This window comes from Streptomyces diastatochromogenes, assembly GCF_002242805.1.
In the GTDB taxonomy this organism is placed as follows: Bacteria; Actinomycetota; Actinomycetes; order Streptomycetales; family Streptomycetaceae; genus Streptomyces; species Streptomyces diastatochromogenes.
This window is the reverse complement of the sequence record NZ_MCGQ01000008.1, coordinates 119248-133336: the sequence shown is the minus strand read 5'-3', so window position 1 is coordinate 133336 and position 14089 is coordinate 119248. Positions and strand designations below refer to the sequence as shown.

Annotated in this window: 12 protein-coding genes; 6 read left to right on the top strand and 6 right to left on the bottom strand. The window is 70.3% G+C overall.

Going from position 1 to position 14089, the window contains the following annotated elements; translation table 11 throughout:
- The first annotated feature begins 57 nt into the window (after positions 1-57).
- The 4 genes from dnaK to BEK98_RS08880 are packed head-to-tail and all read left to right on the top strand — an operon-like array spanning position 58 to position 4225.
- On the top strand, positions 58-1905 hold the full coding sequence (gene dnaK / locus BEK98_RS08895; protein ID WP_094215868.1) for a molecular chaperone DnaK: 1848 nt from the start codon (positions 58-60) through the stop codon (positions 1903-1905).
- The gene (gene grpE / locus BEK98_RS08890; RefSeq protein ID WP_094215867.1) at positions 1902-2564 is read left to right on the top strand and encodes a nucleotide exchange factor GrpE; all 663 of its coding nucleotides are present in this window, start codon (positions 1902-1904) and stop codon (positions 2562-2564) included. The genes dnaK and grpE overlap by 4 nt, the downstream gene beginning before the upstream one ends.
- Before the next feature lie 36 nt (positions 2565-2600).
- Positions 2601-3770, top strand: coding sequence for a molecular chaperone DnaJ (gene dnaJ, locus BEK98_RS08885; protein ID WP_094215866.1), 1170 nt, complete (start codon positions 2601-2603; stop codon positions 3768-3770).
- 5 nt (positions 3771-3775) lie between these two features.
- Positions 3776-4225, top strand: coding sequence for a heat shock protein transcriptional repressor HspR (locus tag BEK98_RS08880; protein ID WP_094215995.1), 450 nt, complete (start codon positions 3776-3778; stop codon positions 4223-4225).
- Positions 4226-4285: 60 nt separating this feature from the next.
- Here BEK98_RS08880 and BEK98_RS08875 read toward each other — a convergent pair whose 3' ends face one another.
- On the bottom strand, positions 4286-5986 hold the full coding sequence (locus tag BEK98_RS08875; protein ID WP_094215865.1) for a PA14 domain-containing protein: 1701 nt from the start codon (positions 5984-5986) through the stop codon (positions 4286-4288).
- A gap of 296 nt (positions 5987-6282) precedes the next feature.
- Here BEK98_RS08875 and BEK98_RS08870 point away from each other — a divergent pair, with 296 nt between their 5' ends.
- A complete protein-coding gene (locus BEK98_RS08870) occupies positions 6283-7389 on the top strand; it encodes a sugar ABC transporter substrate-binding protein (protein ID WP_094215864.1) in 1107 nt (368 codons plus the stop codon).
- A gap of 390 nt (positions 7390-7779) precedes the next feature.
- Positions 7780-8823 carry a helix-turn-helix transcriptional regulator gene (locus BEK98_RS08865; protein WP_094215863.1) on the top strand — a complete coding sequence of 348 codons (1044 nt, stop codon included), beginning with the start codon at positions 7780-7782 and terminating at the stop codon, positions 8821-8823.
- On the opposite strand, the gene BEK98_RS08860 is transcribed toward BEK98_RS08865, so the two are convergent.
- The 5 genes from BEK98_RS08860 to BEK98_RS08840 form a co-directional block, all read right to left on the bottom strand.
- Positions 8786-9766 (bottom strand): helix-turn-helix transcriptional regulator, encoded by a 981-nt coding sequence (locus BEK98_RS08860; protein WP_094215862.1) that lies wholly within the window; start codon positions 9764-9766, stop codon positions 8786-8788. The two genes, BEK98_RS08865 and BEK98_RS08860, sit on opposite strands and share 38 nt — an antisense overlap.
- Positions 9763-10752: a helix-turn-helix domain-containing protein gene (locus tag BEK98_RS08855; protein ID WP_094215861.1), complete on the bottom strand. Its 990-nt coding sequence runs from the start codon at positions 10750-10752 to the stop codon at positions 9763-9765. The genes BEK98_RS08860 and BEK98_RS08855 overlap by 4 nt, the downstream gene beginning before the upstream one ends.
- Positions 10749-11747 (bottom strand): helix-turn-helix transcriptional regulator, encoded by a 999-nt coding sequence (locus BEK98_RS08850; RefSeq protein ID WP_094215860.1) that lies wholly within the window; start codon positions 11745-11747, stop codon positions 10749-10751. Before BEK98_RS08850 ends, BEK98_RS08855 begins: the two co-directional genes overlap by 4 nt.
- Before the next feature lie 67 nt (positions 11748-11814).
- Positions 11815-12798: a helix-turn-helix transcriptional regulator gene (locus BEK98_RS08845; RefSeq protein ID WP_094215859.1), complete on the bottom strand. Its 984-nt coding sequence runs from the start codon at positions 12796-12798 to the stop codon at positions 11815-11817.
- A 21-nt stretch (positions 12799-12819) separates the two neighbouring features.
- Positions 12820-13830, bottom strand: a complete 1011-nt coding sequence (locus BEK98_RS08840) for a helix-turn-helix transcriptional regulator (protein ID WP_244201798.1) — start codon at positions 13828-13830, stop codon at positions 12820-12822.
- Positions 13831-14089: the final 259 nt, after the last annotated feature.

Here is a 14089-nt window from a genome sequence, read left to right as displayed (position 1 = left end):
GCGTCTCCTCATGCACACTTGAGCCTGTTCCACTCAAGTCAGCTGGAGGAATCAACCATGGCACGTGCGGTCGGCATCGACCTGGGCACGACTAACTCCGTCGTCAGCGTTCTCGAAGGCGGCGAGCCCACCGTCATCACCAACGCCGAGGGTGCCAGGACCACGCCGTCCGTCGTCGCCTTCGCGAAGAACGGTGAGGTGCTCGTCGGCGAGGTCGCCAAGCGCCAGGCGGTCACGAACGTGGACCGGACCATCCGCTCCGTGAAGCGCCACATGGGCACGGACTGGAAGATCGAGCTCGACGGGAAGCAGTTCAACCCGCAGCAGATGAGCGCCTTCATCCTGCAGAAGCTGAAGCGCGACGCCGAGGCCTACCTGGGCGAGAAGGTGACCGACGCGGTCATCACCGTCCCGGCCTACTTCAACGACTCCGAGCGCCAGGCGACGAAGGAGGCCGGCGAGATCGCCGGTCTGAACGTCCTTCGCATCGTCAACGAGCCCACCGCGGCCGCGCTCGCGTACGGCCTCGACAAGGACGAGCAGATCATCCTGGTCTTCGACCTCGGTGGCGGCACGTTCGACGTCTCGCTCCTGGAGATCGGCGACGGTGTCGTCGAGGTGAAGGCCACCAACGGTGACAACCACCTCGGTGGTGACGACTGGGACCAGCGCGTCGTCGACTACCTGGTCAAGCAGTTCCAGTCCGGTCACGGTGTGGACCTGTCCAAGGACAAGATGGCCCTCCAGCGCCTCCGCGAGGCCGCCGAGAAGGCGAAGATCGAGCTGTCCTCCTCCACCGAGACCTCGATCAACCTGCCCTACATCACCGCGTCCGCCGAGGGCCCGCTGCACCTGGACGAGAAGCTCACCCGGGCTCAGTTCCAGCAGCTGACGGCCGACCTGCTGGAGCGCTGCAAGACGCCGTTCCACAACGTCATCAAGGACGCCGGCATCTCCCTCGGCGAGATCGACCACGTCGTCCTCGTCGGTGGCTCCACCCGTATGCCCGCCGTCGCCGAGCTCGTCAAGGAGCTGACCGGCGGCAAGGACGCCAACAAGGGCGTCAACCCGGACGAGGTCGTCGCCATCGGCGCCGCCCTGCAGGCCGGTGTCCTCAAGGGTGAGGTCAAGGACGTCCTGCTCCTCGACGTCACCCCGCTGTCCCTCGGCATCGAGACCAAGGGCGGCATCATGACGAAGCTCATCGACCGGAACACGACGATCCCGACCAAGCGGTCCGAGATCTTCACCACGGCCGAGGACAACCAGCCCTCCGTGCAGATCCAGGTCTACCAGGGCGAGCGCGAGATCGCGGCGTACAACAAGAAGCTCGGGATGTTCGAGCTGACCGGTCTGCCGCCGGCCCCGCGTGGTGTCCCGCAGATCGAGGTCGCCTTCGACATCGACGCCAACGGCATCATGCACGTCACGGCCAAGGACCTCGGCACCGGCAAGGAGCAGAAGATGACCGTCACCGGCGGCTCCTCGCTGCCGAAGGACGAGGTCAACCGGATGCGCGAAGAGGCCGAGAAGTACGCGGAGGAGGACCACGCCCGCCGCGAGGCCGCCGAGACCCGCAACCAGGGCGAGCAGCTCGTCTACCAGACGGAGAAGTTCCTCAAGGACAACGAGGACAAGGTCCCGGGCGAGGTCAAGACCGAGGTCGAGGCCGCCGTCGAGGAGCTGAAGACCGCGCTCAAGGGCGAGGACACCGCCGAGATCCGCACGGCCACCGAGAAGGTCGCCGCGGTCTCCCAGAAGGTGGGCCAGGCCATGTACGCCGACGCCCAGGCCGCACAGGCCGCCGGCGGTCCCGAGGGCGCTGCCCCCGGTGGCAAGGCCGCTGACGACGACGTCGTCGACGCCGAGATCGTGGACGACGAGCGCAAGGACGGTGCCGCGTGACGGAGGAGACCCCGGGCTTCGAGGAGAAGCCCGACGTCCCCTCCGGCGCGACCCCCGAAGACGCCGAGTCGAAGGCCGCCCCCGAGGAGGGGGCGGCCCCGGCCGGGGACGTAGCAGCAGACGCGGGTCTGGTGGCCCAGCTGGACCAGGTGCGCACGGCACTGAACGAGCGCACGCTGGACCTCCAGCGGCTCCAGGCCGAGTACCAGAACTACCGCCGCCGAGTGGAGCGCGACCGGGTCGCGGTCCGGGAGATCGCCATCGCGAACCTCCTGACCGAGCTTCTGCCCGTGCTCGACGACATCGGCCGCGCGCGGGAGCACGGCGAACTGGTCGGCGGCTTCAAGTCGGTGGCCGAGTCGCTGGAGACCGTCGCGGCCAAGATGGGCCTGCAGCAGTTCGGCAAGGAGGGCGAGCCCTTCGACCCGACGATCCACGAGGCCCTGATGCACAGCTACGCGCCGGACGTCACCGAGACGACGTGCGTGGCCATCCTGCAGCCCGGGTATCGCATCGGCGAGCGCACCATCCGCCCCGCGCGGGTGGCCGTCGCCGAGCCGCAGCCCGGCGCGCAGGCCGTCAAGGCGGAGGGCGCCGAGGACACCACCGAGGCGACCGCGGCCGACGACAAGGAGAACGGTGGCCCGGAGGAGGGCTGACGTAATCACCGAAGACAGGAAGGAGGGGCGTCGGGGATGAGCACCAAGGACTTCATCGAGAAGGACTACTACAAGGTCCTCGGCGTCCCCAAGGACGCCACCGAGGCCGAGATCAAGAAGGCGTACCGGAAGCTCGCCCGCGAGTTCCACCCGGACGCCAACAAGGGCAACGCCAAGGCCGAGGAGCGCTTCAAGGAGATCTCCGAGGCGAACGACGTCCTCGGCGACGCCAAGAAGCGCAAGGAGTACGACGAGGCACGCGCCCTGTTCGGCAACGGCGGCTTCCGCCCCGGGCCGGGCGCCGGCGGCGGCAACTTCAACTTCGACCTGGGTGACCTCTTCGGGGGCAACACCCAGAGCGGAGGCGGCTTCGGCGGCGGAATCGGTGACGTCTTCGGGGGCCTGTTCAACCGCGGCGGTGCGACCGGCACCCGCACCCAGCCCCGGCGCGGCCAGGACATCGAGTCCGAGGTCACGCTGAGCTTCACGGAGGCCATCGAGGGCGCCACGGTGCCCCTCAGGATGTCCTCCCAGGCGCCCTGCAAGGCCTGTTCAGGCACCGGCGACAAGAACGGCACACCGCGCGTGTGCCCGACCTGCGTCGGCACCGGGCAGGTCGCCCGGGGCTCGGGCGGCGGCTTCTCGCTGACCGACCCCTGCCCCGACTGCAAGGGCCGCGGCCTGATCGCCGAGCACCCCTGCCTGGAGTGCAAGGGCAGCGGCCGCGCCAAGTCGTCCCGCACGATGCAGGTCCGCATCCCGGCGGGCGTCACCGACGGGCAGCGCATCCGGCTGCGCGGCAAGGGCGCGCCCGGCGAGCGGGGCGGACCGGCGGGCGACCTGTATGTGATGGTCCACGTCGGCGAGCACCCGGTGTTCGGGCGCAAGGGCGACAACCTCACCGTCACCGTGCCGGTCACGTTCGCCGAGGCGGCCCTCGGCGGCGAGGTGCGGGTCCCCACCCTCGGCGGCCCCGCCGTCACCCTGAAGCTGCCGCCCGGCACCCCCAACGGCCGCACCATGCGCGCCCGGGGCAAGGGCGCGGTCCGCAAGGACGGCACCCGCGGCGACCTGCTGGTCACCGTCGAGGTGAGTGTCCCGACGGACGTCTCGGGGAAGGCTCGTGACGCACTGGAGGCGTATCGCGAGGCGACCGCGGGCGAGGACCCGCGGGCGGAGCTGTTCGAGGCCGCGAAGGGAGAATGAGAGTGATGGACGGCCGTCGGCGCAACCCGTACGAACTGACCGAGGAGACCCCGGTCTACGTCATCTCGGTCGCGGCCCAGCTCTCCGGACTCCACCCGCAGACGCTGCGCCAGTACGACCGCCTGGGCCTGGTCTCCCCCGACCGCACCGCCGGCCGGGGCCGACGCTACTCGGCCCGTGACATCGAGCTGCTCCGCCAGGTGCAGGCGCTGTCGCAGGACGAGGGCATCAACCTGGCCGGCATCAAGCGGATCATCGAACTGGAGAACCAGGTCGCCGCGCTCCAGTCCCGCGTGGCGGAGATGCAGGCGGCCCTGGACGGCGCGGCGGCCGCGATGCAGCAGCGCGAGGCCGCCGTCCACGCCTCCTACCGCCGCGACCTGGTCCCGTACCAGGAGGTCCAGCAGACCAGCGCGCTGGTGGTGTGGCGGCCGAAGCGGCAGCAGAACGACTGAGGTGTCTGCGACAGGTGAAAGGGGCCCGGATTCCGGGCCCCTTTCGCGTGCTCAGGGCTTTCAGGGCGCGAGGGCCACCCAGTCACCGCCGGGCGCGGACTCGGTCCCGTCCGCGTACAGCGCGACCACCCGGTAGAAGTGAGTGGTCCCCTTGGCGGCGCCGCTGTCCTCGTACGACGTGTCCGTCGTGGCGCCCAGCTTCTCGTACGCCTTGCTGCCCGGGTTCCAGCGGTAGACCTGGTAGCCGGTGGCGTCCGCCACGGCGTTCCAGCCCAGCGCGACGCCCGTCCCCGCGGCGGTCGCCGACAGCCGGACCGGCGAGCCTTCGGGCGTCGCCTCGCTCGGCGTCATGTCCAGCTCGGTGACGGGCACGGCCTCGGCCGGGCCGTTCCACTTGATCGCGGAGTTGCCCTCGTCGTCCACGGCGTCGACGAAGAAGCAGACCTCGTCGCCGTCCGGGAGCGTGGTGTAGTCGTAGGACGTCCGGTCGGGCGAGACGTAGTCCGCCGTGCCGCCCCAGCAGACCTGGTCGCCCGGGTCGCCCATCACCTCGCCCCAGTGGATCTCGTAGTACTTCAGGTCCGTGGCCGGGTTCTTGTCCCAGTCCAGATGGAAGCCGTACTCGGTCGGGGTGACGCTCAGCCCGGTGACGAGGGCGGGCGGGTCGTTGTCCCAGATCTTGCCGTACCGGGTCTCGGACTGGGCGGACTCGTTGCCCGCCGCGTCGACGGCCGAGACGCGGTAGTAGTAGGTGACCTTCTCGGCGGCCGAGGTGTCCAGGTAGGAGAGCTGGTCTGTGGTGCCGAGCGCGGTGTACGTGCCGTTCTCGCTCGCGGCCCGGAAGACGCGGTACGACACCGCGCCCGCGACCTTGTCCCAGGCGACCTTCAGCCCGCCCGTACTGTCGGTCGGACCGAAATGGCCCCCCGCGCTCACGTTGGCCGGCGCGTCGGGCGCCACCCGGTCGACGGTGGTCACCGCCTGGTCCGCGGTGCCCGTCGACTCGTTGCCGACCCGGTCGTAGGCGCGGACCTCGTAGTAGTACGTCTCGCCCGTCTTCGGAAGGGTGGCGTCGGTGTACGAGGTGGAGGTGGTCGTGGCGAGCGGCTTGCTCCCGAACGACGCGCCCTTCAGCCGCCGGTAGACCCGATACCCCGCGAGGTCCATCTCCTTGTTCTTCGCCCAGCTCAGCTTCGCCTTGCCCGTCTCCTTGTCGTACGCCACCGAAGTCCCCGTCGGCACCAGCGGCTTGACCTTGTCGGCGTCGGCCGACAGCCGGGGCAGGTACGAGAAGGCGACGTTGGCGGTGCCGGTCCAGTTGACGTAGTCGACGCGCAGGGTGTGCTTGCCGGACGGGATCGTGACGTCGACGGACTTGCTCTGGTTGGCCGACACGTTCTTCCAGATGTCCACCTTGCGCACGCCGTCCAGATACACCCGCACCCCGTCCTGGGTGCTGACCGGCAGCGAGAAGGGCCCACCGGAACCGAAGTCCCGCGTCACGCTCCAGCGCACCCCGAAGTTGTCCTTGGGCAGGCCGGTGGCCGGGGCGGCCGTGCCCCAGTTCTCGGAGATCCCCGAGTCGCAGTCGGTCTTCTTCGGAGTGCCGGAGAAAGTCGTGTTCGCGTAGAACGTCCGGGTGTACACCGGGGAGACGCAACTCGGGGCGGCGGACGCGGCGGTGGTGGTGAGTGCGCTCAGCAGGGCGCCGGTGGTGGAGAGTACGGCGGCCGTGGCTGCCGTACGTCTGGCTGGGTTCATTCGGTCCTCTGCTCGAGTCGGAGTGACGGCGCACGGCCGCCGGTGATCACGACTCGCGAGGATTGCCGTTGGTTGTGCGGATCTTTGCCTGCCCATGAACTCCTCGTGGATGGAGGGTCCGTAAAGAGTGTTTGGAGGGGATTCCGTTCCTTCTTCACAGGTGCAGCGGAGCGTGCTGTTGCGCACTCGTTAAGTAGTTCCGCTTGACGCCGGGTAGCGGCTCCGCGTTGGCTTTTCAGACACCTGGGTCGTAAAGCAGCACCCACGTCCGGAACGCACCTGAAGTGAGCCCTCGAATGCGTCGTATCGCCATAGCCGTGGCTGCATCCACGATGACCCTTTCGCTCGCCGGCTGCGGCGTGCTGGACGCGACGGGGGACGGTGCGAGTGCGAGCCCGACCAAGGGCGACGACGTCACCATCGGGCTGCTGCTGCCGGAGAAGGCGAACACCCGCTACGACAAGTTCGACTACCCCATCATCAAGAACAAGGTCGCCGAGCTGACCCACAAGAAGGGCAAGGTCGAGTACGCCAACGCCGACGCGGACGCCGCCCGGCAGGCCGGCCAGCTGCAGCAGATGATCGACGACAAGGTCGACGTCATCCTGCTCGACGCGGTCGACTCGCACGCCATCGCCGGCCAGGTGAAGAAGGCCAAGGACGCGGGCATCCCGGTCATCGCCTACGACCGGCTGGCCGAGGGTCCGATCGACGCCTACATCTCCTTCGACAACGAGCTGGTCGGCGAGGTGCAGGGCCGTTCGCTGCTGGAGGCGCTGGGCTCGAACGCCGACACCTCCGACAAGGTCGTGATGGTGAACGGCTCGCCCACCGACCCGAACGCCAAGCAGTTCAAGCAGGGGGCGCTCTCCGAGCTGAACGGCAAGGTGACCCTCGCGGACACCTTCGACACCCCTGACTGGAAGCCGGAGAACGCCCAGGCCGAGATGACCGAGGCGATCAACAAGATCGGCAAGAACAACATCGCCGGGGTCTACGCAGCCAACGACGGCATGGCGGGCGGTGTCATCAAGGCGCTGAAGGCCGCCGGCGTCACCAGCCTGCCCCCGATCACCGGCCAGGACTCCGAACTGGACGCGGTGCAGCGGGTCATCGGCGGCGAGCAGTACATGAGCGTCTACAAGTCCTACCCGGACGAGGCCGAGGCCGCGGCCCAGATGGCCGTCACCAAGGTGCAGGGCAAGGACATCCAGTTCGACGCCCTCACCCAGGACAAGGTCGACAGCCCGACCGCCAAGGACATCCCGTCCAAGCTGGTCCAGGTGAGCGCCCTGACCAAGGACAGCATCAAGGACACGGTCCTCGCCGACGGGATCTACACGATCGGCGAGATCTGCACCCCCAAGTACAAGGCGGCCTGCGCGGCCATCGGCCTGAAGTAGGGCAGCAGCCCGGCACACGGCAGCGGGCTCGCACGTGACGCGGCGGGAGCCGGAAGGTCCTCGGCTCCTGGCCGCGTCACGTGCTGAGCGGCCCACCCGTATCGCGCCACCCCCGTGGGCGCGATACGACGGCCCCGGCCGGACGGGGGGTGTCCGACCGGGACCGCTCCGGGTGTCGGTGCACCCGGGGGAAGCGAGATCAACGATGCCCCGGTGACGTGCGCCCCACCACCATCATCTTGTTGCAATGCGACGGGCGGAGGCCGGACGAAAACGGGTCGTAACGTCGGTTTTCGCCGCCCGCGGTGCGTGGAGCCGTGTTGCGGACCCGGTCCCGGCCGCGCATAGTTGCGCTGCGGAAGAGGCAGCAAGCCGGGGGTGGAATGGGCGATGGCCAGGCACGGGACGGAGCAGCATCCACACGGTGCCGACCGACTGTGCGGGGTCGGGGATCGCGTGTATTCCCGGGCCGTACGTCGGGGACGGGTGCCGCGCACGGACGCGGAACAGGTGCCCTGCCTGCTGGAACTTGCCCTGCTGCACCCTGACCCGGACGACATGGACTGGCTGGTGCCGACCTCCCCGCAGGAGGTCATGACCCGGCTGCTGCGCGGGGTCTACGACGAGGTCAGGGAGAGCCAGCAGCGGGTGGGTTCGGCGGTGGCCGCGGTCGAGTGGTACGCCGGTCTGGGCCGGCAGCTGCAGGCCCTGTCGGCGCCGGGCGAGGGCACGGCCATCCGCGTGCTGGACGGGCTCTCCCGCATCCAGGCCGCGATGGACGAGGCGACCGAGGCGTGCACCACCGAGGTGCTCACCGTGCAGCCCGGCGGCATCCGGCGCGAGGCCGAGCTGACCGAGGGACTGCACCGGGCGCTGGCGCTGCGCGGCCGGGGCGTGCGCATGCGCGACCTGTACACGCATGTGGCCCGGCACGGGCAGGGGCTGCTCAACTACCTGGAGCTGATGGGTGACACGGTGGAGGCCCGCACCCTGGACGAGGTCATCGACCGGCTGATCCTCTTCGACCGCACGGTCGCCTTCATCCCCGCCAACTCCGAGCGCACGATGGCCCTGGAACTGCGCCACCCGGCGCTGGTCGAGTACCTGGTCACCGTCTTCGAGCGGCTGTGGCGGCTGGCGCTGCCGCTGACGGCTCCCCTCCCCGACACCGGCATCGAGGGCATCTCGCACCGCGAGCGCTCCATCGCCGCGCTGCTCGCCGAGGGCCATCAGGACGCGGTGATCGCCGAACGGCTCGGCATAAGCGTGCGGACCTGCCGGGCCCACATCGCCCGCCTGTCGGACACCCTCGGCGCGGCCAGCCGTACCCAACTGGGCGTGCGCATCGCCCAGGTGGGCCTGAACGGCCCCCCGCACCCCGGCCCGCCGGCCGCGCTCACGGTTCCTGATCAAGGATCCCCGAGCGTGCGATGAGGTAGCCGAGCTGGGCGCGGCTGTCGCTGCCGAGGGTGGTGGCGAGTTTGGCGATGTGGACGCGGGCGGTGCGCACGTTCATGCCGAGGCGGTCGGCGATGACGGTGTCGGTGTGGCCCTCCACGAGGAGGGCGGCGATGGCCCGTTGGCGGGGGGTGACGCCGTTCAGCGTGGGGCGCTGGACGGCCTCGGGGTACATGGGGGTGGCCAGCCGCCACAGCCGCTCGAAGGTCGTGACGAAGTACGTCAGCAGGGCCGGGTGGCGTACCTCCAGCGCGAGCCGGCCGTCGTCGCCCGCGGGGATGAACGCCACTGTGCGGTCGACGACGATGAGCCGGTCCGGCAGCTCGTCCAGACCGCGCGCCATGGTGTCGCCCCGCAGCCGCTCGAAACCGGCGTGCACGCTCGGCAGATGGCGCACGGCGTGCTGGTAGAGGGCGCGGATCCGGCCGCCCCGGTCGAGCAGCGCCTGGTCGCGGGAGTAGGCGGCCACGCTGGCGGCCTCGCCGCGCGGGCCGCTGAGCCCGGCGTGCGACTGGATGCAGAGCACCTCATCGGTGGCCTCGGCCATCGTCTCGGTGATGGCCCGGTTGATCCGCTCGGTACCGCTGTGCAGCCGCAGCAGGGGGGTGCCGGGGCCGGTGGTGTGCGGGGTGTCGATCCGCATCAGCGACGCGAACTGCTCCACCAGCCGTGCCTCCCGCCGCCGTTCGTCGGCGACCCGCGCCGCCGAGGTGCTCAGCAGCCGGTGCAGGGCCGCGGCCGGGGAGACCGGCTCCAGCAGCTCCGGGTCGTGCAGGACCGGGTGCAGCAGCCCGAGGTCGGTGAGGCAGGGGGCGTCCGCCGCGTCCACGGCCCGTACATGGCCGTCCTGCAGGGCCTGCTCGTACAGCTGGGCGCCGGTGACGCACAGCTCCTCGATCCCGTGCTCGCGGTGGTTCACCGGGCGGCCTCCTCCAGCTCCAGGATCCCGGACCTGGCTATCAGATACCCGAGCTGTGCGCGGCTGTCGCTGCCGAGGGTGGTGGCGAGTTTGGCGATGTGGACGCGGGCGGTGCGCACGTTCATGCCGAGGCGGTCGGCGATGACGGTGTCGGTGTGGCCCTCCACCAGCAGGGCGGCGATGGCGCGTTGGCGTGGGGTGATGCCGTTGAGGGAGGGGCGCTGGACGGCCTCGGGGTACATCGGGGTGGCCAGGCGCCAGAGGCGGTCGAAGGCGGTCACGAAGAAGCGGAGCAGAGCCGGGTGGCGTACCTCCAGGGCGAGCCGGCCGTCGTCGCCGGCCGGGATGAACGCCACCGTGCGGTCGACGACGATGAGCCGGTCCGGCAGCTCGTCCAGCGTGCGCGCCTCCGCCTCCCCGCGCAGGTCCTCGTACCGGGCGAGGACGAGCGGCACATGGCGCTGGGTGTGCTGGTAGAGGGTGCGGATCCGGCCGCCCCGGTCGAGCAGCGCCTGGTCGCGGTCCATGGCCACCGCCTGTGCGGTCCGGCCGCGGTCGGTGTTGTAGTGGATGCTGGGCTGGATGCAGAGCACCTCCTCGGCGGCCTCGGCCATGGCGTCGCTGATGGCGCCGTTGATGCGTTCCGTGCCGCTGAGGATGCGCAGGGTGGGGGTGTCGGTGTGGGTGCTGTGCCGGGGCTCGACGCGCATCAGCGGCTCGAACAGCTCCGTCAGCCGCTCCTCGCGCCGGCGTTCCTCGGCGATGCGGGCGCGGGAGCCGCGCAGCAGGTGGTTCAGCAGGGCGGCGGGGGCGACGGGTTCGAGCCGGCCGAGGTCGTCGACGGACGGGTGCAGCAGCCCGAGGTCGGTGAGGCAGGGGGCGTCCGCCGCGTCCACGGCGCGGATGTGGCCGACCCGCAGGGCCTGCTCGTACAGCTGGGCGCCGGTGGCGCACAGCTCCTCGATCCCGTGCTCGGGGTGGTTCACCGGGCGGCCTCCTCCAGCTCCAGGATCCCGGACCTGGCTATCAGATAGCCGAGTTGGGCCCGGCTGTCGCTGCCGAGGGTGGTGGCGAGCCTGGCGATGTGGTCCCGGGTGGTGCGGACGTTCATGCCGAGCCGCTCCGCGATCACGGCGTCGGTGTGCCCCTCGACCAGCAGCCGGGCGATGGCGCGCTGCCGGGGCGTGACGCCTTTCAGGGTGGGGCGCCGGACCGGTTGCGGGTACACGGGGGTGGCCAGCCGCCACAGCCGGTCGAAGGTGGTCACGAAGTACGCGACCAGCGCGGGGTGGCGGACCTCCAGCGCGAGGGCGCCGTCGTCGTCCGCGGGCAGGAAGGCCACCGTACGGTCCATGACGATGAGCCGGTCGGTCAGCTCGTCCAGGCAGCGGCCCTCGATGTCGCCGACGAGCCGTTCGTTGTAGGCGTGGACGGCCGGCAGATGGACCACGGTGTGCTGGAAGAGGGTGCGGATACGGCCACCGCGGTCGAGCAGCCGCTGGTCGCGGTGGTAGGCGACGTCATGGGCGGCCTCGCCGCGCGGACCGGCCATGCCGGCGCTCGGCTGGATGCACAGGACCTCCTGGCGCGCCTGCTCCATGGCCTCGGTGAGGGCCTGGTTGATCCGCTGGGTGCCGCTGTGCAGGCGCAGCAGCGGGGTGTCGGCGCCGGCGGCCCGCGGTCCGTCCGTCCGCATCAGCGGCTCGAACTGCTCCACCAGCCGGTCCTCGCGCCGGTACTCGTCCGCGATCCGGGCCCGGGAGCCGCGCAGCATCCGGATCAGGGCGGCGGCGGGGGCGACGGGTTCGAGCCGGGCGGGTTCGTCGCGGGCCGGGTGCAGCAGCCCGAAGCGGGTGAGGCAGGGCGCCTCGACGGCCTCCTCGACGCGCAACCGGCCGTCGCGCAGGGCCTGTTCGTACAGTTTCACCCCGGCGGCGCACAGCTCTTCGGCTCCGTGGTCCCGGTGTGGTGCCGCGGTCACTCCGATATCTCCTCCAGTTTCGGGATCCGCCGCGGCAGCCCGAACCGCAGCAGGCGGGGCGCCGCGCTCACTCGTGTTCCTCCTCCGGGTCGAGTATCCCCGACTGTCCGATGAGGTAGCCGAGTTGGGCCCGGCTCTCGCTGCCCAGGGTGGCGGCGAGCTTGGCGATGTGGACGCGGGCGGTGCGGACGTTCATGCCGAGCCGGTCGGCGATCACGGCGTCGGTGTGCCCCTCGATCAGCAGCCCGGCGATGGCGCGCTGGCGCGGGGTGACGCCGTTCAGGGTCGGCCGCTGGGCGGCCTCGGGATGCATCGGGGTGGCCAGGTGCCAGAGCCGGTCGAAGATGATCGCGAAGTGGTCCAGCAGCGCCGGGTGGCGGATCTCCAGGGCGAGCGTGCGGTCCTTGTTCGCCGGGATGAAGGCCACCCGGCGGTCGATGATGAGCAGTCGCTCGGTGACCTCGTCCAGGGTGCGGGCCTCCACGTCGCCGCGCAGCATCTCGTAGCGGCCGACGACGAGCGGCACATGGCGCTGGGTGTGCTGGTAGAGGGTGCGGATACGGCCGCCCCGGTCCAGCAGGGCCTGGTCGCGGGCCAGGGAGGTGGCCTGGGCGGCGAGGTTGCCGCGGGCGTGGGGCTGGATGGCGAGGATCTCTCCGGAGACCTGCTCCATGGCCTCGGAGATGGCGACGTTGATCCGGTCGAGTCCGCTCAGCATCCGGATGCCCGCGGCGTCCGCCGGGGCCGGGTCCGGCGCCGCGAGGGCGAGGAGCGGCTCCAGCGCCTCGGTGAGCCGGGCGCCCTGCCGGCGCCGGTGGGCTATGTCCTCGTCCACGACGCGCAGCAGGCGGGTGAGGGCGACGGAGGGTGCCACCGGTCGCAGTCGCCGCGCGTCCGCCACGTCCGGCTGCAGGAGCCCCGTGTCGAGGAGGCAGGGCAGCGCGTCGGCGTCGCCGGCCGGGACCTGGCCCTCACGCAGCGCACGGGTGTAGAGCTGCAGACCCGCCTCGCACAGTTCCTCCGGTCCGTGGTCGTGCGCTCTCGCGGTCACGGGTGGCTCTCTCCCTGTGGTTCAGGGCTCCTGTTTCAGGATTCCGGACTGGGCGATGAGAAATCCGAGCTGGGCCCGGCTGCCGCTGCCCAGGGCCTGGGCGAGCTTGGCGATGTGGGCGCGGCAGGTGCGGACGTTCATGCCCAGGCGGCGGGCGATGGCCTCGTCGACATGGCCCTCGACCAGGAGCTTGGCGATGGAGTGCTGGATGTCGGTGATGCCGTCGGGGGCGGTCTCGTAGGGCGCGCCGGCGCTCAGCGGCACCGCCCGGTTCCACATGAACTCGAACACCTTGATCAGGTAGCGCACCAGGCCGGGGTGACGCAGCTCCAGGGCCACCTGACGGTCGTCCCGGATGGGGATGAACGCCACGGTGTCGTCGCAGATGATGAGCCGCTCCACCAGTTCGTCGATGGTGCGGTACTCCACCTTGCCGGCGGCGAACTGGTCCACCCAGGCCAGCCGTTCGGGGCTGTATCTGGCGGTGTGCTGGTAGAGGGTCCGGATCCGGACTCCTCGCTCGATCAGGGGCTTGTCACGTTCGAGCGCTTCGATGAGCCTGCGTTCGGGGTGGCGGTGGGCCGGCTGGACCGTGAGGACCTCGTTCTGGCACTGGGCCGTCGCCAGGTCGAGTGCCGCGTTGATCCGGTCGAGGCCCTCCAGCACGGTGACGGCGTGCGCGGACGTCGTCGTCTGGGCGCTGAGGTCCATGAACGGCTCGAACGCCTCAGCAAGTTCGGTTGACAACTGCCTGCGCTCGGTGATTTCGCGCTCGAGGGGGTTGAGCCGCTGGGCCAGGGCGACCGACGCGGGGACGGGCCGCAGCCAGTTCGGGTCGTCAGGATCGGGATGGAGCAGGTCGAACTCCATCAGACAGGGGGCGACCTCCGCATCTGCGCGGGCGATACGGCCAGTGCGCAGCGCGTTCGCGTAGAGACGGCTCCCTGCCTCACACAGATCGGTCAAGGCATGGGGATGTGTCTCTTTAATGCGATTCGTCACCAAATCTCCACCCCCCAGGGTCCTGAACATGCAGGAACATGATGCACTGAATGTGTGGCCATGACGTGCCCGAATGAGCCATCGTCTTGTTCGACGGGGGAAGAGGGGACTTTCAAGTGAGGACGAAGCCGACTATGCGAAAGAGAATGCTTCGCTCGATACTTGTCGCCGCCTTCTCCGCCGTTGTGGCCTTCGGATCGCTGAGTGGCCTCTCTGGCGCGAAGGGTGACGTGCGAGCGGACACCGCTTGGTCTGTCACGGCCAAAACAGACCAGACCGACGCGGGCAC